The organism is Arthrobacter sp. StoSoilB5 (assembly GCF_019977235.1).
GTDB lineage: Bacteria > Actinomycetota > Actinomycetes > Actinomycetales > Micrococcaceae > Arthrobacter.
This window is the reverse complement of record NZ_AP024646.1, coordinates 3,708,430-3,729,129: the sequence shown is the minus strand read 5'-3', so window position 1 is coordinate 3,729,129 and position 20,700 is coordinate 3,708,430. Positions and strand designations below refer to the sequence as shown.

Annotated in this window: 18 protein-coding genes; 9 read left to right on the top strand and 9 right to left on the bottom strand. The window is 62.0% G+C overall.

The features are described 5' to 3' along the window. Positions 1 to 15 precede the first annotated feature (15 nt). On the bottom strand, positions 16 to 1,266 hold the full coding sequence (locus LDN75_RS16815; RefSeq protein WP_223933643.1) for an FAD-dependent oxidoreductase: 1,251 nt from the start codon (positions 1,264 to 1,266) through the stop codon (positions 16 to 18). A gap of 200 nt (positions 1,267 to 1,466) precedes the next feature. Between LDN75_RS16815 and mnmA the strand changes: the two genes are divergently transcribed. Next, a complete protein-coding gene (gene mnmA / locus LDN75_RS16810) occupies positions 1,467 to 2,588 on the top strand; it encodes a tRNA 2-thiouridine(34) synthase MnmA (protein ID WP_263422404.1) in 1,122 nt (373 codons plus the stop codon). A 103-nt stretch (positions 2,589 to 2,691) separates the two neighbouring features. Further along, entirely contained in the window at positions 2,692 to 4,317 is a 1,626-nt protein-coding gene (locus tag LDN75_RS16805; protein WP_223933641.1) for a hypothetical protein, read from the top strand. 29 nt (positions 4,318 to 4,346) lie between these two features. Here the strand turns inward: LDN75_RS16805 and LDN75_RS16800 are convergent, their stop codons facing one another. Then, a complete protein-coding gene (locus LDN75_RS16800) occupies positions 4,347 to 5,174 on the bottom strand; it encodes a caspase family protein (protein ID WP_223933639.1) in 828 nt (275 codons plus the stop codon). 319 nt (positions 5,175 to 5,493) lie between these two features. On the opposite strand from LDN75_RS16800, the gene LDN75_RS16795 reads away from it, so the two are divergent. The 4 genes from LDN75_RS16795 (at position 5,494) to LDN75_RS16780 (ending at position 11,051) form a co-directional block, all read left to right on the top strand. Then, positions 5,494 to 7,122, top strand: coding sequence for an ABC transporter substrate-binding protein (locus tag LDN75_RS16795; protein WP_223933638.1), 1,629 nt, complete (start codon positions 5,494 to 5,496; stop codon positions 7,120 to 7,122). Positions 7,123 to 7,249: 127 nt separating this feature from the next. After that, on the top strand, positions 7,250 to 8,341 hold the full coding sequence (locus LDN75_RS16790; RefSeq protein WP_223933636.1) for an ABC transporter permease: 1,092 nt from the start codon (positions 7,250 to 7,252) through the stop codon (positions 8,339 to 8,341). Between the two features lie 2 nt (positions 8,342 to 8,343). Next, positions 8,344 to 9,348 (top strand): ABC transporter permease, encoded by a 1,005-nt coding sequence (locus LDN75_RS16785; protein ID WP_223933634.1) that lies wholly within the window; start codon positions 8,344 to 8,346, stop codon positions 9,346 to 9,348. Further along, positions 9,345 to 11,051 (top strand): ABC transporter ATP-binding protein, encoded by a 1,707-nt coding sequence (locus tag LDN75_RS16780; RefSeq protein WP_223933632.1) that lies wholly within the window; start codon positions 9,345 to 9,347, stop codon positions 11,049 to 11,051. Before LDN75_RS16785 ends, LDN75_RS16780 begins: the two co-directional genes overlap by 4 nt. A gap of 73 nt (positions 11,052 to 11,124) precedes the next feature. Here LDN75_RS16780 and LDN75_RS16775 read toward each other — a convergent pair whose 3' ends face one another. Then, entirely contained in the window at positions 11,125 to 11,781 is a 657-nt protein-coding gene (locus LDN75_RS16775) for an NAD(P)-binding domain-containing protein (RefSeq protein WP_223933630.1), read from the bottom strand. Positions 11,782 to 11,911: 130 nt separating this feature from the next. On the opposite strand from LDN75_RS16775, the gene LDN75_RS16770 reads away from it, so the two are divergent. Next, positions 11,912 to 12,301 carry a chorismate mutase gene (locus LDN75_RS16770; RefSeq protein WP_223933629.1) on the top strand — a complete coding sequence of 130 codons (390 nt, stop codon included), beginning with the start codon at positions 11,912 to 11,914 and terminating at the stop codon, positions 12,299 to 12,301. A 4-nt stretch (positions 12,302 to 12,305) separates the two neighbouring features. Next, entirely contained in the window at positions 12,306 to 13,337 is a 1,032-nt protein-coding gene (locus LDN75_RS16765) for a hypothetical protein (protein WP_223933628.1), read from the top strand. A gap of 8 nt (positions 13,338 to 13,345) precedes the next feature. Here LDN75_RS16765 and LDN75_RS16760 read toward each other — a convergent pair whose 3' ends face one another. The 6 genes from LDN75_RS16760 to LDN75_RS16735 form a co-directional block, all read right to left on the bottom strand. Next, positions 13,346 to 14,071 (bottom strand): DUF4166 domain-containing protein, encoded by a 726-nt coding sequence (locus LDN75_RS16760; protein ID WP_223933626.1) that lies wholly within the window; start codon positions 14,069 to 14,071, stop codon positions 13,346 to 13,348. Positions 14,072 to 14,082: 11 nt separating this feature from the next. Beyond that, complete coding sequence (locus LDN75_RS16755) at positions 14,083 to 15,375, bottom strand: DUF58 domain-containing protein (protein WP_223933624.1); 1,293 nt, start codon at positions 15,373 to 15,375, stop codon at positions 14,083 to 14,085. Between the two features lie 43 nt (positions 15,376 to 15,418). Next, positions 15,419 to 16,504, bottom strand: a complete 1,086-nt coding sequence (locus LDN75_RS16750; protein ID WP_223933622.1) for a MoxR family ATPase — start codon at positions 16,502 to 16,504, stop codon at positions 15,419 to 15,421. Further along, the gene (locus LDN75_RS16745; protein ID WP_223933621.1) at positions 16,501 to 17,604 is read right to left on the bottom strand and encodes a DUF4350 domain-containing protein; all 1,104 of its coding nucleotides are present in this window, start codon (positions 17,602 to 17,604) and stop codon (positions 16,501 to 16,503) included. The genes LDN75_RS16750 and LDN75_RS16745 overlap by 4 nt, the downstream gene beginning before the upstream one ends. Before the next feature lie 86 nt (positions 17,605 to 17,690). Then, positions 17,691 to 18,383, bottom strand: a complete 693-nt coding sequence (locus LDN75_RS16740) for a DUF4129 domain-containing protein (RefSeq protein ID WP_223933619.1) — start codon at positions 18,381 to 18,383, stop codon at positions 17,691 to 17,693. After that, positions 18,380 to 19,414 (bottom strand): hypothetical protein, encoded by a 1,035-nt coding sequence (locus LDN75_RS16735; protein ID WP_223933618.1) that lies wholly within the window; start codon positions 19,412 to 19,414, stop codon positions 18,380 to 18,382. The genes LDN75_RS16740 and LDN75_RS16735 overlap by 4 nt, the downstream gene beginning before the upstream one ends. A gap of 464 nt (positions 19,415 to 19,878) precedes the next feature. Here LDN75_RS16735 and mtrA point away from each other — a divergent pair, with 464 nt between their 5' ends. Then, positions 19,879 to 20,553, top strand: a complete 675-nt coding sequence (mtrA, locus tag LDN75_RS16730; RefSeq protein ID WP_144649950.1) for an MtrAB system response regulator MtrA — start codon at positions 19,879 to 19,881, stop codon at positions 20,551 to 20,553. Positions 20,554 to 20,700 lie beyond the last annotated feature (147 nt).

Sequence of the window (20,700 nt, the reverse complement as noted above, 5' to 3'; positions counted from 1 at the left end):
AACCAGTCGCGAAAGTCAGTCGGGCAAAAGGTCCTCAAGGGGAACGTCGGGATTCGTCAGATTTGCTACGTTCACCTGCACCCGGCCTGAAATCAGTGCCTTGATCGGTTTTTGTACGCGGCGCATGTTGACGCTCATGCCAGCAACTACTTCGCCCTGCTCCTTCTCGCCGTTGCGGATCCAAAACGCGATGAAATTGGCGTCGTCGAGCGAGCCGCGGATCACCGGCGCTACGCCCGAGGTCAGCGAAGGAAAGCCCGAGTACTCCATGCTGAGCGTGAACTGGTCCGTGTAGAAATACGGAACAACATCCAGCTCGACATCGTGGTCCAGCATCGACCTGGCAGCCACTTTGCCCCCATTAAGTGCATTGGCCCAATGCTCACTTCGATGATGCTCGCCGGTGAAGGGATGCAGGGCGTTGGCGACGTCGCCAGCTGCCAGGATGTCCGGGGCGCTGGTGCGGAGCGCGGAATCCACCAGGATTCCGTTGTCCAGGGTTAGCCCCGCTGTTTCCGCCAAAGATGTGTCAGGCACTACCCCCACGGCAATGATGACGATATCTGCGGGCAGCACCTCGCCGGTGTTGGTTCGCACTGCGGTCGCGCGGCCATCCTTCCCTTCGATGCCGGCAGCACTGGCGGGCAGCCTGAAGCTGACGCCGTTCCCTTCGTGGAGTGCCCGGAAATAGTTGCCCAATTCGGGGCCGATGGCGGAACTGAGGGGGATCTCCTCCAAGCCAAGCAGGACCACATCATTGCCGTAACTGCGGGCAGCTGCGGCCAGTTCCATGCCGATCCATCCGGAACCGACCATGACCACCCGCCTGCCACCGTCCCGGAGCAGGGACCGCAGGCGCAGGCTGTCCCCAAACGTCCTGAAAGTCATGACTCCCTCCAGATGCGTGCCGGGAAGCGGGATCTGCCGGGGTTGCGCCCCGGTGGCTATCAGCAGTTTGGCGTAGTCCAGGCTCCGGCCGTCCTTTAGCGTGACAGCGCGGCTCCGTGCATCGATGCCCGCCGCAGGGCTGCCCAGGAGGAGCTCGACATCGTTTTCTTCGTACCAGCCAGCCGGCACCACCGGGACGGTATCCTCTTCCGCCTTGCCCAGGAGGAACTCCTTGGACAGCGGTGGCCGAAGATAGGGGATCCGTTCCTCGGCTGCCAGGACGGTGATGGGTCCTCCGAAGCCATCGGCGCGCAGGGTTTTTGCTGTGGTCGCACCGGCCAAGCCGCCGCCGGCGATGACCATTCGTTCATGTGCCATTTCAGCCCACCTCCATCGTGGCGATTTCTAAAACAACTTACTTTGACTTTAGAAGCCGGTCCTGTTCCCAGTCAAGGGATTTACCGCGAACACTAGTGCGGGAGCTAGAATAGACGGGCGTGCCGGCTGGCCTCAGCCGGAATCAATGACCACATCCTTTTGAAAACCCACGGAAAGCCAGCATGCGAGTACTTGCAGCAATGAGCGGCGGAGTCGATTCCGCCGTGGCCGCCGCCCGCGCCGTCGAGGCCGGACACGACGTCGTCGGAGTCCACCTTGCCTTGTCGCGCATGCCCGGCACACTTCGCACCGGAAGCCGGGGCTGCTGCACCATTGAAGACTCCCGCGATGCCTGGCGTGCCTGTGATGTCCTTGGGATTCCCTACTACGTGTGGGACTTCTCGGAACGCTTCAAGGAAGATGTCGTCCAGGACTTCATCGACGAATATGCTGCCGGACGCACGCCCAATCCATGCATGCGTTGCAACGAGCGCATCAAGTTCGCTGCCTTGCTGGAAAAGGCCATTGCCCTGGGCTTTGACGCTGTGTGTACCGGCCACTACGCCAAAGTGATCGAAGACGCCGACGGCAACCGCGAGCTGCATCGCGCAGCGGACTGGGCCAAGGACCAAAGCTACGTATTGGGCGTCCTGACACATGAGCAGCTTAAGCACTCCATGTTCCCGCTGGCGGATACTCCCTCCAAGGCCGAGGTCAGGGCCGAGGCCGAAAGGCGGGGTTTGTCTGTGGCAAACAAGCCGGACAGCCACGATATCTGCTTTATCTCCGATGGGGACACTCGTGGTTGGCTGGCCGAGAAGATCGAAATGACCACTGGCGACATCGTTGATGAAACTGGTGCCAAGGTGGGGGAGCACCCGGGTGCCAACGCCTTCACCGTGGGACAGCGCCGCGGCCTGAAGCTGGGCACCCCTGCATCCGATGGCAAGCCCCGGTTCGTCCTGGAAATCCGGCCCAAGGAAAACAAGGTTGTCGTGGGGCCGGAAGCGCTCCTTGCAATCGACGAAATCCGCGGAATCAAGGTGTCCTGGGCTGGTTTGCCCATCTCCGAGGTTGATACCGGTACGGAGTTCGACTGCCACGCCCAGGTGCGGGCGCACGGCGATCCCGTTCCAGCCCGCGCGCGCGTTGAACTAGTTGCCGATGACGAGGGTGTTGAGCGGGCCGAACTCGTGGTCACCCTGACCGAACCGCTGCGCGGGGTGGCACCTGGCCAGACGGTTGTGCTGTACCAAGGCAGCCGGGTACTGGGACAGGCAACCATCGACGCCGCGCGTTCCCTGCAGAGGGCAGTCCTCTAGGAGGCACGTGGATCATTGCCTCCGGGTTTGAGGGCCCCCATACTGGCCTAAGCAGCGCAACCGCTGCGGTGTGTTGGGGTCCGCATTCGGGATGGCGATGACTGTGGCATTTCCAAAGAAGAGCCCCGGAGACATCAAAGCCGGGCAGATGGTCTCCGTGACGGTCCTTGCAGAGGGGCCGATAGGCAGCGGCGGGGAGCCGCCGCTTACAGCCCAGGTGCGCATACCTGTAGAGCGGCTGCGGCGCGGCCCCACTGGCCACCGCTACGCGATACACATCCGGAAATGGCGCGGGACCACCGTGTCACCGGTTACCCTGACCCTCCAGGGCAACCCGTGGCAATTGGTGTCGGAACCTCCCCCCACGGACCTTCGCGAGCTCCTGGACGATACCCGTTTCCTGGCCCAGCACGTCTACGGAGTGGCCATGAGCACCTTGGATATCTTCGAATCCACGCTCGGCCGTCGGATGCCCTGGAACCCGGAGGGCCGGGTAGTCCTCAAGGCAAGGGACCTTGTCACGGCCATCGACACCGGATATGAGCGGGGTACCAACACCATCCGCTTTGGTTCGGTGGACCGCATGGGATACAAAGTACCCACTGCGCTGTACAGGGACATTGTGGCCCACGAAGTTACACATGCGATCCTTGATGGCTTCAGGCCTGCGTGGGCAGACCAGCTTGCCACCATCGAGCAACTTGCCATGCACGAGGCACTGGCGGATCTGGTGGCCATCCTGTCTGTGTTCTCATCGCGTGAGGTGGTCTTCCGGCAACTTGAAGCTGCCGGGGACGGCTTTGAGGCCGGGCAGGTTGTGGACGATGCGATCCTGAACAGGTCCCTCTTCGACTTTGCGCGCGACTTGTTCGCCCGCGGTCCCTTGAGGGAGCCATTTGTTGGCGCCATTCCGGAGGGTTGGCAAACCCTGCTGGAGCCGCACGCGCGGGGAGCCGTTGTGGTCGGGGCAGTACTCCGGGCGGTCCAGCGGTTGTGGTCCGAGAGGAATGCCCGTTTTGGGGATAACCAAAGCCTGCAGCAGAAGGCCGAATCGGGTTCGATCGTGGCCATGAGGGTCCTGCGCATGGTAATCCGCGGCCTCTCCTATATGCCACCGGTGGACGTTACCTGGCGTGATCTCCTACGTGGCATCATTGCCGCGGACCTGGACATGGTCCCCGAAGACAACCACGGGTATCGGGAGGCCCTCCAAGCTGAATTTTCGGCCATAGGGATCCGCCGGGTGTCGCTAAACAACATCAGCGGCGTGGATAACTACCAGGGGTTGCGTTATCCGATCCGGCTTTCGGCCCTGGGATCAGATCCCCAGGAAGTCCAGCGTTTCGTGTGGGAAAATCCGCGGCTCCTGGACGCAGCACGGCTGGAGCGGCGCACTCCCTTGAGCTCCACCCGGGTGCGGACGTCCGAACGCGTGTCACCAGACGGTTTCATCATCTCGGAGATCGGGGCGTCGTTCATACAGACGGTGCGCATGAGCCGCAAGGAGGCCTACGTCCGCCTTGGCTTGAAGACCCGTCGGGATTTCGTGGATATCCGTGGCGGAGGACTCCTCAGGTTCGACGCAGGTGGGCGCCTGGTGTACGCCGCCCTGAAACCCGTGATGGACCGGGAACGGCAGGGAATGCTGTATGGATCCGATCAACAGCACGACGTCGAGGAGGCAGCTTCCTCCGGCGTTAGGAACAAGTTTCACGGTACGGGCGAATAGCTGATGTCCCTTGGGGCGCCAGTCAAGGACTAGCTGCCCCACGCAGCCTTGCGTGCCGCCGTCGTCCCTTCCAGCTGGGCGACTTGATCAAAACCGCCGCCTTTGAGCCCCTTACTCACCAGCTTCAGCACCTCCGCCCGCCCGGCAGTGCCGTTGCCCTGGAGGGACTTCACGAAGTGGTAGGTGAAGGCGCCGTTGTAGCGTCCGTCAATGAGGGCATCTGCTGCCGTCTGGTCAGAGCGGCAGGCTGCCATCAGGACAGGCTTGGAGAGCTTTGCTGATTTCACCAGGTCGCGCAGGGTGCGGGTGTCGCTGAACTCGTTTGCGATCACAGCCCGGGGCGTCGGAGCGGGCAGGAAACGGGGGCGTCGGCCTGGCAACAGGTCCAGGGACTTCAGTCCGGTACCGCTGTGGCAAGTGTCCAGCACGACGTCCATGAGGACACCGTCCGGCAGCCGCCCGAAGAGCGTCGCCAGCTCATCATCCGTGATCACTGTGTCCGGGTCCCAGGAGTCGCCGGAGTTGTTGATGTCATAGCAGGCGAAGGCCTCGTCCAGCCGATCCGCTTCATCGCCGCTGGCATCGGGTATCTGCGTGCCATGGCTTGAGAAGGTGAAGACGATGTGGTTGGACTTTCCGTCTACGGCGCCATCCACCAACTTGTTGAGTTCGGTCATCACGGATTTCTTGGTGGCCTTGGCGTCACGCAGGACCTTGATACTGGAAGCGGCGAAACCGTACTGCGCCTCAAGGAGGGCGGCCAGGTCCCCGGCGTCGTTCACGCAGCCGTTAAGCCAGCTTGATTCGGGTAAATACTTGAACTTGTTGATCCCTACGCAAAGGGCTGCCTTGCTCATGTGCCTGTCCTTCGGACTGGTCCTGCACCCATTACCTCGGCGGCCCCCTAAACCGCCGCCTGGATGCTGCCCACGGCGTGGTTCTGCCTGACCGTGATCCAGCGCATTTCAACTCGGAATAAAGATATTCCGGCGCTCCCTCCGGGGCAATGCCTCGATGCGGCCCGGAAAACCTACTCGTAGGTAAATATTGTGTCTCGAATCACTAAATCAAGGTATCCGGGCGACTGAAGTCTGATTGAATCGTGGAATCAAGAGTGCGCTCCGTCACAAATATCCCACGGCGGTGCGCCTAATCCATCGAACAGAAGGTTCACAGATGGCACTGAAGAAGAAGGCCCTGCATGGCGTTATCGCGCTCGCGGGCGTTTCCGCCCTCGCTTTGACTGCATGCACCGGGCCCTCCGGCGGCGGGTCCTCATCCGCCCCGGCTGCCGCCGGCCCGATCGCCTACGGCACCACAGACAAAGTCACGTCGCTGGACCCCGCCGGGTCCTATGACAATGGTTCGTTCATGGTGATGAACCAGATCTACTCGTTCCTGTTGAATTCCAAACCCGGCGGTGCTGAGCCAGTCCCGGACCTTGCGGAGTCGTCCTCGTTCACGGCCCCTTCCGAGTACACAGTAAAGCTCAAGTCCGGCCTGAAATGGGCCAATGGACATACGTTGGACTCCAAGGACGTCAAGTTCTCATTCGATCGCCAGGTTGCCATCAATGACCCTGCTGGCCCGGCGTCGCTGCTGACCAACATCGAGAATGTGAGCACTCCCGATGCCACCACGGTGGTCTTCAAGCTGAAGAAGGCAAACGACCAAACATTCAGCCAGATCCTCAGCAGTCCTGCCGCGCCCATTGTGGACGACGAAGTTTTCCCGGCCGACAAAATCCTTCCGGACGACGAGATCATCAAGGCCAAAGCCTTCTACGGCCAATACACGATTGACAGCTACAAAAAGAACGAACTTGTCAGCTTCAAGGCCTTTGCAGACTATAAGGGTGTCCTTGGCAAGCCGGCGAACGATGAAGCGACCATCAAGTACTACGCCAGCCCCACCAACCTCAAGTTGGACATCCAGCAGGGCAACATCGACGTCGCCTTCCGCAGCCTCAGCGCCACGGACGTCGATGACCTGAGGAAAGACTCCAAAGTCAAGGTGCTGACGGGACCGGGCGGCGAGATCCGCTACATCACGTTCAACTTCGATACCATGCCGTTCGGCACCAAGGCCGCCGGGGCTGATCCCGCCAAGGCACTCGCTGTCCGGCAGGCTGTTGCCAACCTCGTGGACCGCCAGGCCATAGCTGACCAGGTTTACAAGGGCACTTACCTCCCCCTGTACTCCAACGTGCCCAGCGGATTCCTTGGGGCCAACGAGTCATTCAAGGATGCCTATGGAGACAACGGAAAGCCCAGCACCGACAAGGCAAAGAAGGTCCTGGCCGATGCCGGCATTACAGAGCCCGTTGCGCTGAACCTGCAGTACAACCCGGACCACTACGGCGGTTCTTCAGGCGACGAATACGCCATGATCAAGGAACAGCTGGAGAAGTCCGGCCTCTTCAAGGTCAACCTGCAGTCCACGGAATGGGTTACGTACAGCAAGGCGAGCCGCGCTGACGAGTACCCTGTATTCCAGTTTGGGTGGTTCCCCGACTTCAGTGACGCCGATAACTACCTGACCCCGTTCTTCCCGGACGGCGGCTTCCTGAAGAACCACTACAACAACCCGACTGTGAACGATCTGATCGCCAAGCAGCTGACCGAAGCTGACAAGACCAAGCGTGAGGCAGACATCAAGGATGTCCAGAACGCACTGGCCAAGGACATCTCAACCCTTCCCCTGCTTCAGGGTGCCCAGGTAGCGGTGGCCGGAAGCGGCGTGAACGGCGTCGAGAAGACGTTGGACGCATCGTTCAAGTTCCGCCTCGGAACGATTTCCAAGTAACCACGCCTCTGTGGTGGGAAGGAGGCGGGACGCTGATCCGGTGTCCCGCCTCCTTTGCTGACCACCTTCGTGGCCGGCATGCACGAGCCAATCCCGCGCAATCCGCGGGCAGGAAATACAGGTAACAATGACAACACTTATAGACGTACCCGAGGCAGAGCCCGGAATCGTCACTCCAAAGAGCAAGTCCAAGGCTGGGGGAGGCCTCGGAAAGTACATCGTGATCCGGTTCTTCCTGATCATCCCCACCGTCTTCATTCTTGTGACGTTGGTCTTCTTCCTGATGCGGGTCATTGGAGATCCCATCACGGCTGCCCAGGGCGGACGCCTCCCACCGGATGTCCTGGCCCAGCGAATCCATGATGCCGGCTACGACAGGCCCATCTTCATTCAGTACTTCGAGTACCTGGGCCAGCTCATCACAGGCAACTTCGGCACGACGATCACTGACCGAAGGCCAGTGGCCGAGATGATCACTACGTTCGGTGCCGCGACACTGGAACTCAGCATCAACGCCATTGTTGTCGCCCTGATGGTCGGCATTCCCCTCGGCCTCATCGCGGCCTACCGCCGCGACAAAGCAGCGGACGCATCATTGCGTTTCTTCGCAATCCTTTGCTATGCCACCCCGCCCTTCTTCTCGGGACTTCTCTTGAAGCTGACGTTCTCCACCTGGCTGGGCTGGTTCCCGGTCGCCGGACGCGCGTCGACGCGAACGGAACTTGCAATGGGAAGCCTGGCTGCGCCGTCGGGCATTTATTGGGTTGATGCCCTGCGCAGCGGCAACTTCACCGCCTTCGGCGACGTCGTCTCGCACGCAGTCCTGCCCGCGGCGACCCTGGGCCTCCTCACCGCCGGCATCTTCCTCCGGTTGGTCCGTACAAACGTGATCGGGACTTTGGGTAAGGATTACGTCGAGGCTGGCCGGTCCCGCGGCGTCAGCGAATTCCGGCTCGTCACCAAGCATGCGTACAAGCCGGCGCTGATCCCCATCATCACCGTCATGGGCCTGCAAATCGCGTTAATGCTTGGTGGAGCCGTCCTCACTGAAACAACGTTTGAATGGAAAGGACTCGGCTACCAGCTGGTGCAATACCTGAATGCCCGCGACTTTGTAGCTGTCCAGGGCATCGTCGTGCTGCTGGCCATCATCGTTGCCGTGACCAACTTCATCGTGGACATCATTGCCGCGCTCATCGACCCGCGAGTGAGGTACTGACCATGAGCACTCCTGCACTGACTCCTCCCAAGCAGCCCCTCTTCTCCCGTCTCCCCGTGGTCTCGCACCTCAAGAAAAGCGTTGGCCTCCAAAGGGGCATGCTGGTGGTGGGCGTTGTTCTCAGCGGGTTGTTCCTGCTAACGAGTATTTTTGCGCCGCTGCTGGCCCCGTATGGCTACTCCCAACTCAGCGATGCGTCCGGGTCCTTCCCTACCCAGCAGCCACCGGGTGCCAAGCACCTGCTTGGCACGACTGTCGGCGGTTATGACGTTTTGTCCCGTGTCCTATGGGGTTCCCAAACCGCCGTGACCGTCATCGTGGTGTCCGTGGCGATGTCACTCTTCCTTGGCGTTGCACTGGGCCTGCTCAGCGGCTACTTCGGAGGCTGGCTGGACCGCATCCTGGTGGTTGTGGCCGACGCAATCTACGCCTTCCCCACACTGCTTCTGGCAATCGTCATTTCCATCGTTATCAGCCGTGGCCAGTCCAGTTTCTGGGGCGGTATCTTCTCCTGTGCGTTCTCCATCACTGTGGTATTTGTACCGCAGTATTTCCGGGTCATCCGGGCTGAGACCATCCGACTCAAAGCTGAACCCTTCGTGGAGTCGGCCAAGGTCCTCGGAGCCTCCAGCTTGCGCATCATCGGACGGCACATCTTCAAGAACGCCACGCGCACGTTGCCACTCATGTTTACGCTGAACGCTTCCGAGTCCATCCTTACACTGGCAGGCCTGGGCTTCCTGGGCTTCGGCATCGAGCCGACGTCGGCTGCCGAGTGGGGCTTCGACCTCAATAAGGCGCTGGCGGATACGTCGTCCGGCATTTGGTGGACCGGCGTCTTCCCGGGCATCGCGATCGTCCTTACGGTCCTTGGACTGACCTTGGTGGGCGAAAGCATCAACGACCTCAACGATCCCCGGATCCGTGGGCGCAAACGCGCAGGCACGGGAAAGTCCCCGGCAACTCCCGCTGGTCCGTCCACCCCTTCAGAGGCAGGCAAGCCATGACCACCAACCTGGGAAACATTTCCGATCCCACGGCCTCCCGTGAACCTGTGCTCACCATAGACCGGCTCAAGGTAACTTTTGCCACCGATAGCGGGGACGTCCATGCAGTGAAGGACGTCAGCCTGGACGTTAAGCCCGGTGAAGTCGTGGCGATTGTGGGGGAGTCCGGTTCCGGCAAGACAGTTACTGCCAAGACCATCCTGGGCTTGCTGCCCGAAACAGCCATCAGCTCCGGTGCGGTGGTGATCAACGGCAACAACGTGATCAGTGTCAGCAAATCCGCGCTTCGAAAGATCCGCGGACGCGACGTCGCCATGGTTTTCCAGGAGCCCTCTACGGCCTTGAATCCCGTGTTCACTGTTGGCTGGCAGATTGCCGAGGGGATCCGCGCCCACGCCAAGGATGGCCACCGCGTTTCGTCCAAGGAAGCGAAGGAACGGGCCACTGAGGCTCTCCGAAAAGTGGGCATTCCGGACCCCGAAACCCGCGTCAACTACTACCCACACCAGTTTTCGGGTGGGCAAAAGCAGCGTGTGGTGATCGCGGCGGCGCTGGCCCTGAACCCGGGCCTGATAGTGGCCGATGAGCCCACCACAGCCTTGGACGTCACTGTCCAGGCCGAAATCCTGCAATTACTCCGGGACCTGCGGAACAACTACGGAACCTCGATCGTGCTGATTACCCACAACATGGGCGTCGTGGCCGATCTCGCCGACCGCGTGGTGGTCATGTACCAAGGCGATGTGGTGGAGGAGGCAGCCTCGAGGGTGCTGTTCGCGGAACCCAAGCAGGACTACACGAAGAAACTGCTCGCCGCCGTCCCGCACCTTGGCCGCAACTCAGCCTCGGAAGGAGCACGGGGGAGGCTGCACCAGGACGGCAAGGTCCTCGTTGAGGCGAAGAACCTCACCATCGAGTACCCAGGGCGCTTTGGGCGCCATGGCTTCAAAGCTGTGGACAACGTCAGCTTTACTGTCTCGGAGAATGAGGTCTTCGGCTTGGTGGGGGAGTCCGGCTCAGGTAAATCCACCATCGGGCGGGCGATCGCCGGGCTGACAAGGACAACCGGCGGGAGCCTGAAGGTCCTCGGCTACGAAATGCTGGACTTCAAGGAGCGGACTTTCCGTCCGCTGCGAAAGGAAATCGGCTTCGTTTTCCAGGACCCGGCGGCCTCGTTCAACCCGCACCTCACCATCGGTGAGTGCGTCGCCGAGCCGTTGATTATCCACACCAAGCCGAGCGCGGCTGAGGCACGGAAAAAGGTAGGCGAGCTGCTCGAATCAGTCCAGTTGCCGGCGTCGTACGCGCAACGGTATCCGCACGAACTTTCCGGTGGACAGCGGCAGCGCGCCTCGCTTGCGAGGTCGTTGGCGCTCAATCCGCGCCTGCTGATTGCCGACGAACCCACCTCGGCACTGGACGTCTCGGTGCAGGCCAAGGTGCTGGATTTGTTCAAGGACATCCAGGAACAGTTCGGCTTCGCGGCGCTCTTCATCAGCCACGACCTCGCAGTGGTGGACATGTTGGCGCACTGGGTTGGCGTGCTGTACAAGGGGCAGCTGGTGGAGCAGGGCATCGGCAACCACGTGATGGGCTCACCGCAGCACGACTATACCAAGCGGCTGATCGCCTCCTTGCCGGTTCCGGATCCTGATGAACAAGCACGACGCCGGGAAGCGCACCGCGCGCTGCTGGGCGGCTAACCCGTACCCAGGCTGAACGCCATGAAGGTCCGCCCCACTGGGGCGGGCCTTCATTCGGTCTTGGCCCAATGCGCTACTCGGACACGATTGCGATGTTGAACATCTTTCCCCGTGGCTGTTGCATGAAGATCCGCAGCCACAAAGGCAACCACATTTCCATTCCGCGGGCAGCGTCGAGTCCACCGAGGTCCCTGATGTGCCCGGGGGCCCAGCCAAATTCCTGCAGCAAGCCCGAGACCGTGGACTTTGCCTCCGCGTCGTTTCCCGCCATGAACATGTCATGCGGGCCGGGAAGGCGGCCTGGATCCACCATTACGGGAGCGCTGACCGTGTTCAGCGATTTCACCACCCGCACCTGCGGGTAGGTCCGTTGGATGGTCTCGGCGATGCTGTCTGTGTTGCAGACTGTGAGCGTTGGCGGGAAGCCGCTGGACCCGTCAAGGGCATTTGCCACGTCCAAGAGGATTTTGCCGTTCAGGTTGGCGTCGCCGGCTTCAGCGAGGACGGCCAGGGTCACAGTACCGGGCGTGGCGTTCACGATCAGCTCAGACTGTGCACAAGCTTCCGCGAAGGAGCCCGCATGGGCACCTGGGCCAGCCTGCCGGGCCCACTCCTCGCCCTTGGGATTGCCGGATTCGCGGGAACCCATGATGACCTCGTGTCCCAAAGACACCAGCTTGCCGGCGAGGGCGTGCCCCACCACTCCTGTTCCCAGAACAGCGATTTTCATGGAATCTCCCTTGGTTGACGTGCAGTGATGTTGCCTATTCTGCTCCGATTCGGACGACGGGAACACCGCTCTCCCGACGCCTGGAGGTAACACCCGCGGCGCCAGGGCCCCACACCATAGACTGGGGAGCATGACCGAGCAGAACATTGCCCTTCCCGAAGACGACGATTCCTTTAACCCGGCAGCGAGTTCCCTCGCTGGCCAGGTAGATCGCGGCGTCATGGATGAGTTGCTCTCCATCCGGTCCAGCATTGACAACATCGATGCCACACTCGTTTTCCTGCTCGCGGAACGCTTCAAGGCCACCCAGAAGGTTGGGATCCTCAAAGCCACGCACAAGCTTCCCGCTGGCGACCCCGGACGGGAAGCGGCCCAAATCGCCCGGCTGCGCCGACTTGCCGAGGACGCACATCTTGACCCTGCGTTTGCCGAGAAGTTCCTGAATTTCATCATCAGCGAAGTGATCCGCCACCATGAGGCCATCGCGGAGGATCACCAGATTTCCAGCCAGCAGGCCTAAAAATATGTCTGTAGAAGTACCGCGGGTCAGCGCTACTGCGCTTGGCCCATGGCCAGGCATTGAGCCAGCCGAGTCCATTCGAATCATCCGGGGCGAATTGGGCGACCCCCACCTTCCTTTCCTGCCCGAACTGCCGGACCGTGGTGTCGGATCCGACGCCGTTGGCCGGACAGCTTCGTTGCTCGTGGACTTGGCCGTGGACGTTCAACCCCACGGCTGGAGATTCGTGGACCGGCCAGGAAAGGACGCGCAGCGGGCACGATCCGCCCTTGCCACTGACATCAACATCCTGGCCGACATCGCTGGAACAGAAGAAGTTCAGGCCACCGGGATCAAGATCCAGCTGATGGGTCCCCTGAGCCTCGCGGCCGGTCTGTACCTCCACAATGGCGAGAGAGCACTCCTCGATTTTGGCGCGCGCCGTGATATCGCAGATTCATTGGCTGCCGGAGTCGTGGAACACCTTCAGCGAATCTCGGGGGCGGTCCCGGGCGCAGGGATTGTGGTCCAGCTGGACGAACCGGATATTGCCGCCGTGATGGGCGGCACAATCCCGACGGCGAGTGGTTACCGGACGCTCCGGTCCATCCCCGGCGAGGAAGTGACTGGAGCCTGGCGGCTGGTGATCGACGCACTTAGGGCAGCGGGCGCCGTCGAAATCGTCGTGGCCGTACCGGAGATCGAGGCCCCCATCGACCGCGTACTCGAAGCGGGCGCAGATGGCGTTGCCTTGCCACTGAAGGCGTTGACTACCCGCCAGTGGGAGCACCTTGCCGGGGCAGTGGAAAATGGTAAACGCGTGTGGGCCGGTGCAATGCCCACAGCGGACGCTGATGCCATGCTCACGCGGACCAAAGACGTCGTGGAAAGCATTTGGCGGCCGTGGAGCCAACTGGGTCTACCGGCGTCGGCGTTATCAGCACTTCGCGTGACTCCCGCAACGGGACTGGCACACGTGAAGCCGTCCACAGCCAAGGAAATGCTCACCCGGCTCACCCAAGTGGCCGACGGCTTGGACCAACTGGCGCAAGGCTGATGGGCGCGTTAGATCCTCTTTTCCCAGCGATCGGGTTCCGCGTACCGGGGGAGCGATGTGCCAGGGACTGCCCCGGGCAAGTAGGGCGCCAACCAGTAGTCGAAGCTGCCAGCGTAGACAAGTACGACGCCGATCTGGGGCTGGATGACCTTGACCTGGATCCGGTGTTTGCCCTCGTTATCGTCCCACCATTGCTCGGCAAAAGCCTTTGCGTCGAGCGCGCGCGGCAATTGAATGCGGAGCGGACCCAGGAAGAGCCGGCTCGCTTTCGACACACCCCGTAGCCTGCCGTTGGGTGTGACGCTGATGTCGAGGTCGGTGACGAGCCGGCGGTAACGGCCAACGTGGTCCACCAAGCGGGCTGGCGAGGGCGTGCCGGAGTTGGCATCCGCGGCGGTGATGGCGCTCGTGGTGTCGTGGAACAGTCGCGTCCCGGACGGGAAGTAGATTTCGCGTCGCGCGGTGAGGGCCTGCCGTCCAAACGGATCCTCATGCGCATGGTTCTCAATGCGGAACGGAATGCCCTCACCGTATTCGGGGAAGAAGGCCTCTTCGCTTCCCGTCAGGGCCAGCAAGGGACGCAGCCACTTTTGCCGGCACCCCACCACATCAAAGACCCCTTCACCGATTCCGTATGACCCGGAGCCCGCCGCCAGGGAGAAGTACTCCTGGAGTTCGGGGGCCAACTTGGTGAAATCATTGCCCAGCGCGAGCCGGTAGATAGGTGCGTTCATGGCCTTCCTTCCTAGAGCCTCCCGGCCGCTTTGAGCCGGATATACGTATCGGCAAGCAGTGGCGGGACCTCAGATGGTTCGGCGTCCACCACTTCAGCGCCGAGTTGCCGCAGTTGTTCTGCTACCGCGGCGCGTTCCAGCAGGGCGCGTTCCGCGGCGGCCGCACGGAACACCTGGCTGGCTGTGGAACGCTCGGTCTTCATTGCCGCCAGCAACGGGTCCCGGACAGAGGCCACCACCACTACATGCTGACGGGCAAGCTGGGCCACCATGGGGAGAAGTCCTTCCTCGGGGGCGCCGCCGTCGAGCGCAGTCAAAAGCACCACCAGCGAGCGGTGCGCCGAGACGGCACGCACCTGCCCTGGGATCTGCTGCCAGTCGAGCTCAATGAGTTCAGCCTCCAGCGTCGACATGGCTTGTACGAGTTGGCCCAGTAGATTGCCCTTGGAGGCAGACTCGACCCTCGCGCGGAGCATGCGGTCATAGGCGAGGAAGTCAACACGATCCCCGCCGCGTTCCGCAAGGACGGCTAGCAGCAATGCGGCCTCAATCCAGGTATCAAGCCTCGGCTCGTCGTCAATCCTGGCCGCGGCGGTTCGGGACGTATCCAGGACGATCACAACGCGACGGTCGCGTTCCGGACGCCAGGTACGCACTACTACCGACGTGCGCCGGGCGGTGGCACGCCAATCAATGGAGCGGACGTCATCACCGCGAACGTAGTCCCGCAAGGAATCGAACTCGGTTCCCGCGCCGCGGATCTGCACGGCCGCCTTGCCATCCAGTTCACGCAGTTTCCGCAGCTTCGATGGCAGATGCCGTTTGGAATGGAAGGGTGGCAGCACTCGAAGCCGGCCCATAAGTGCCCGGGTTCGCTGCCGTGCGGCCAGCCGCAAGGGGCCATATGAGCGGATTGTCACGTGTGGACTCTCAAGGTCGCCGCGGCGCCGTGGCACCAAGGAGACCGTCATACGGCGGCGCTCGCCAGGTGGGACGTCGAGCGACTGGGCCGGGTTGAGGGCTCCGGCGGAAGGCTGCCAACCATCCCGGACCACCGCCCTGAGCTTCCGGCGGCCCATGTTGGTCACAGTGAGGACGGAATGAGCCTGGCTTTCCAACGTGACGTTGCCCGGTTGCTGGCGTTCCAAACCCAGTTTGGCCGGGGATGCCGCCAGGATAAGGTCAACCGCCAGGAGCAGCAGCGGCCCGATCGTGACGACCAACACCGTGCTCCAAGCCGGAAACAACAGCAATGGAACCAGCCCGGCAACTGCCAGCAATACAAAACGACCCGTGATGGACATCAGGGCACCTTTGCCTTCGGCGTCATGCGCACCACCGGCAGAATCAACGCGGTACCGGCACGGAGGCCAGGATGCTGCCGAGGATGTCGTCAACCTGGATGCCATCCATCTGGGCCTCAGGACGCAGGCCTACGCGGTGCCTGAGGCACGGCAGCGACAAAGCCTTGACGTCGTCCGGCGTCACGAAGGGCCGCCCGGACAACCAGGCCCAAGCCTTTGACGTGTTCAGGAGGGCAGTGGCTCCACGAGGCGAGACGCCAAGCTGGAAGGACGGGGCTGACCTGGTAGCCCGGACCACATCCACAATGTAGGCCAGGATTTCCGGGGCCACAGACACCTGCGCCACGGCCGCGCGGGCGTTGGAAAGCTCGACGGCGCCAGCCACCGGCCGCACGCCGGCTGCGGCCAGGTTCCGGGGATCGAACCCGCCCGCGTGCCGGCGGATCACCTCGATTTCTTCGGCCCTGCCCGGTAGGGGCATGGTCAGTTTGAGGAGGAACCTGTCCAGTTGGGCCTCTGGCAGTGGATAGGTTCCTTCGTATTCCACCGGATTCTGGGTGGCGGCCACTATGAACGGGGCAGGCAGGGGCCGGGATACTCCATCCACCGAAACCTGGCGTTCTTCCATTGCTTCCAAGAGCGAGGCCTGGGTTTTGGGCGGCGTTCGATTGATTTCGTCGGCCAGCAGGATGTTGGTGAAAACCGGGCCCTCCCGGAAAGTGAATTCCGATGAATGCGAGTCGTACACCAAGGAGCCCGTCACGTCACCAGGCATGAGATCGGGAGTGAACTGTACCCGCTTGGTATCCAGGCTGAGGGCCGTGGACAGCGCCCTGACCAACAGGGTCTTGGCAACGCCGGGCACGCCTTCCAGGAGGACATGGCCGCCGCAAAGAAGAGCGATGAGCATGCCTGTCACCGTGGGGTCCTGCCCCACCACGGCCTTTCCAACCTCGTTCCGGACGTTCAGCAGGGACTGCCGGGCAGGATCCTCCGTCCCGCTGTGCTGGCCGCCGTGCGGTGAGTGACTCACCTGTGGTTGGCCTACGTGTGCATCATTTACCTGTTGCGCCGCGCCACCGGAGTATTGGTTGTTGCTGGCCGTATAGTTGTTCGGCTGGTTGCTCATTGGGCCATCGCCTCCTGTTCGATTCGTTCGATCTGTTGTGCCCACTGCACCAGTTGTCCCTCTGTCTGCGGCTTGGAATCAATCAACGCCCACCTGATCGCCGGTGCTTGGCGTCCGAGGCGCCTGGCCACGGCGTCGACGATGCTCTCCCTCGTAGCGTCGGCCCCCAGATTAAAATGCTTGGCCAGCCGGGCAAAGGTTCCTGCCCGCAAATTGTCGGCTGCCCGTTCCACGGCACGTGAATCCTGATAGAGACGTGCACGGCCTTCCGCTGTTTCAGCAGCCTGGACAACCACGGGAAGTGGTTCAAAGACCAGCGGTCCCAAACGTCGCCCACGCCAGAGGATGGCAAGGATAGCTACGATAGCGAGCCACGGACCCGCAAACGCCAGCCATGGAGGTGCAAGTTCGTTGAGCGTCGGCGCGGATCTATCGGCCGAGACGTCCGTGAGCCCTGGTGTGTACCAGACCAAGTCACGGCCCTTGCCCAAGGTCCGGATCGCCAAAGCGGCGTTGCCTTCAGCAGCCAGGTGTTGGTTTTCCAATAACTCCGGACTCCCCAGCACAATGACCCGCCCATCGGCGGAGGCCACATACAGTCCAGGTCCATCGCCGCGGGTGGCGTAGCAAACGCCGGGCCCCAGGTACACCGGTCCTTGCGCGGAGACAGGTCCCGCCTTCTCCGCGTCTTCGTGGCCGCAGCCGGGTTCAAGGATTCTTGTTGCTTCGGGGACCACTCCGCCGGGACGGATGTCCGGATCGAGGCCATCCAACGTACGCAGCCGGGGGGCGACCACCACCACGCGTCCGGCTGCTGCCTTCATATCGTCCAACTGCGATCTGTCCAGGAAACCCCGGGGGTCATACAGCAGCACGGTGGCATCCTCGGCGTTCGAAAGTGCCGCCAAGGTGTCGTCAAGCTTATCGGTGGGGGTTATGGCCACACCGTGGCGCCCCAGTATTTCGGCCAAGGCCATGGCTCCGTCCGGAGCAGGATTTTGCGCAGACAAGGATCGGGAGTCATTGGGCGCCGAGAATCGTTCCACCACCAAGTACGTCACCAGCGCGGCAAACACGGCTCCCAGGGCAATCCAAACCACGTGCTTTCGGAACCAACTCCGAAGTGCCGAAGTCCGCCCTCGAGGAGCATCACCGTGTACGGGTTCGCGTATTTGTTCGAGAAGGGTCATCGCGGCACCGCGAATCCGTGCTGGCCATGGCCGCTGAAGTCAGGGGTTAACGCCAGGAGATCCGCATCCAGCTTGCGCACTTCGTCATAATCCGAGCGTGTTGCGGCCTGTTTTCCGTAGCGGACTCCATCAAACAGGCGGGCGGCATCTAAAAGGCGGAGTTGAGTGGCAGCGAAAGCCTGACCCAGGTGGCCTGCGGCCTCATCCGCCGTTCGGCCGGCACGCGATTCAATGACGTCCCGTTCCTCCGCGGAACGCACCAAGGCCCGGAACTGATCGACGACGGCGGAAGGCCAGTCGCCGTCGTCGGCCGCGGCCAACGCACGCTTCCTGTACGTCGCGGCATCCACAGCGCTGTCCTTGCCGTAAATGCCCGCAACAGGGGCCTTTCGCTTTGCATTCAGCCTGGGACGGACAAGGAAGATTGCGATGACAATGAGCAGCACGGCCAAGGCAATGATCACGGGAACAGCAATGTCACTTCCCTGAGTGGTCCCGTCACCATCGAGGGAGCTGAGCCAGTCCAGGAAATCGCGCCAAAGCTGGTCCAGCCAACTGGGCTGAGCCTGGGCATACTGTGCTTTGGACAGTTCCTCCTCGGCCCAACGACGTGCCTGATCACGGTCCGGGGTCACCGGCGGTTCAGCGATGGCCAAAGCGGGAATGAGGTGGCTTAATGCCTCCCTCATGCCTGGGGCCGACGCCCGGGAGGAGTGCCTGGCCATTGTCCGCCGCCCGGGGGCCACGTGTTGCCCTGGACATGTGTAGCAGGACCACCGGGGATTCCCTCCGGGTCGGCGCCGCTTTCCATCAGCCGCATCAACTCCACGTCCAGCCCATCCCGGCGCATTCTAAGATCCATATAGATGAGCGCAGACACGGATGTCTGGAAAGCGAACGTCACCGACCCGACCAGGGCCCCAATGATCATCGAGATCACGGTGGTGAGGATCAGTGTGGAGGCCACGGTCCCGGCGTCCGGGTGGGGGGAGACTACCGAACTGATGGCGGTCGCGGCGAGGGAGGCTGGAATCTGAACTATCTGGGCGATGATTCCCACCATGATGCTCACGAGCAGCGTTATGCCGAAGATGCGCCACCAATTGCTCTTGGTCAATTGCCAGGACCGCAGCAATCCGTCGTAGACTCCGATCCGCTCCACGACGATTGCGGCGGGGGCAAACATGAGCTTCAGGCCGATCCAGATAAAGACGACAATGGCACCGAAGCCCAACGGAACGACGATCACCACAGCGGCCGGTCCCAAGGCCGTGAACAACAGCACGGCTATCCCGACGACAGCAGCTGCGGCAAGCAGTGCGCCGAAAGTAAGAAGGGCGGCAACGCCCAGAACGGGGAGGATCCGCCCGGCAGCCAGCTTCCACATTTGCCCGAAGCCCGTACGCCGGTTGAGGACAGAGCGGGAAACGGGAATGACCATGACCCCCTGGAGAACGGCACCGAGAAAGCCGATCAGCACGGAGACTCCCACTGAACCAGCCATGACGGCCAGGAACGGGCCAAAGAAACCAGCCGGGTCCCCGCTGAAGTCCACCGCTTCCAGTGAATCCATAAGCTCATACATGGCGACGGTCACAACCCCCAAAAGGGCAGCGGCGATCGCCTGAACGATCAGGGCTGAGCCAAACATGGAGGCTGCATTCCGACGGATGGTCTGGAAGGAGCCATCAAGTAGCTCACCGAATTGCAGGGGTCGCAAGGGAATGACACCTGGCTTAGGTGGGGCAACGTACATCGGCTGGCCGTAGGGTGGGCCGCCGGGCGATCCACTGGGCCATCCTCCCGGAGGGTGGGCCGGCCAGTTGCCGCCACCCTGTGGGTTTGACCCCTGTGGGTTTGACCACGAGGGTGGCCCGCCCCATTGTGGCTGGTTGCCCCACGCAGGTTGACCGCCCGGATATGGCTGCTGGCCGTGCTCTGGCTGTGACACGATTTCCTCCCCAAGAGACCCGGCCCGCCGTCTCCGACGTCCCCCATATGGACCTTCGCCCCAAGCCTATAGTCCCGGTGTCCTCCCTCATAGCCTGGGACCGTACTGCCCGCACAGAAGATCTGCGTCGAGCGGAGTGGAGCCGTGCAGTACGGTGGAAGTGCCCCGGGGGGACGCCATGCCGTGCGCCTGCCCAACGGGACAAAGGCTTGGCGATAAGGGAATATATAACTATGAAGGCACGCATTCTGGTAGTTGACGACGACGAAGCGCTCGCAGAGATGATTGGTATTGTCCTGCGCAATGATGGCTTCGAGCCGGTATTCTGCGCAGACGGCGGCCAGGCACTGGAGGTGTTCCGTTCGTCCAAACCCGATTTGGTGCTCTTGGATCTGATGCTTCCCGGTTCGGATGGCATTGAAGTATGCCGCCAGATCCGTGGAGAATCGGACGTTCCCATCGTCATGCTCACCGCAAAATCGGACACCTCGGATGTTGTCCGCGGGCTTGAATCCGGTGCCGACGACTACGTGCCCAAGCCCTTCAAACCCGCCGAACTCGTGGCCCGTGTCCGTGCGCGCCTTCGGCCAGGTGAACAAAAGGCACCGGAAACCCTGCGGATTGCTGATGTAACCATCGACGTCGCCGGGCACCTGGTCACCCGCGGTGGAGAGCGTATCTCGCTGACCCCGCTGGAGTTCGACCTTCTGGTGGCCCTGGCCCGCAAGCCGTGGCAGGTCTTTACGCGTGAACTTTTGCTCGAACAGGTATGGGGATACCGCCATGCCGCGGACACCCGATTGGTCAATGTCCATGTTCAGCGTTTGCGCTCCAAGATTGAACGCGATCCGGAAGCGCCCGAGGTTGTATTGACGGTGCGTGGTGTCGGGTATAAAGCAGGTTCCTGAGTCTTCCGCCGGCAACACCGGCACCACGGACAAGGGTCAGAGCTCCGGCGGTCCGGAGCAGCCCGAAGCCCAGCAGCAGCCCGCAGCCCAGCCGCAGCCCGCGGGGTCTTCGGCGTCCGGGAATTCACCCTCCGCTCCCACCGATCC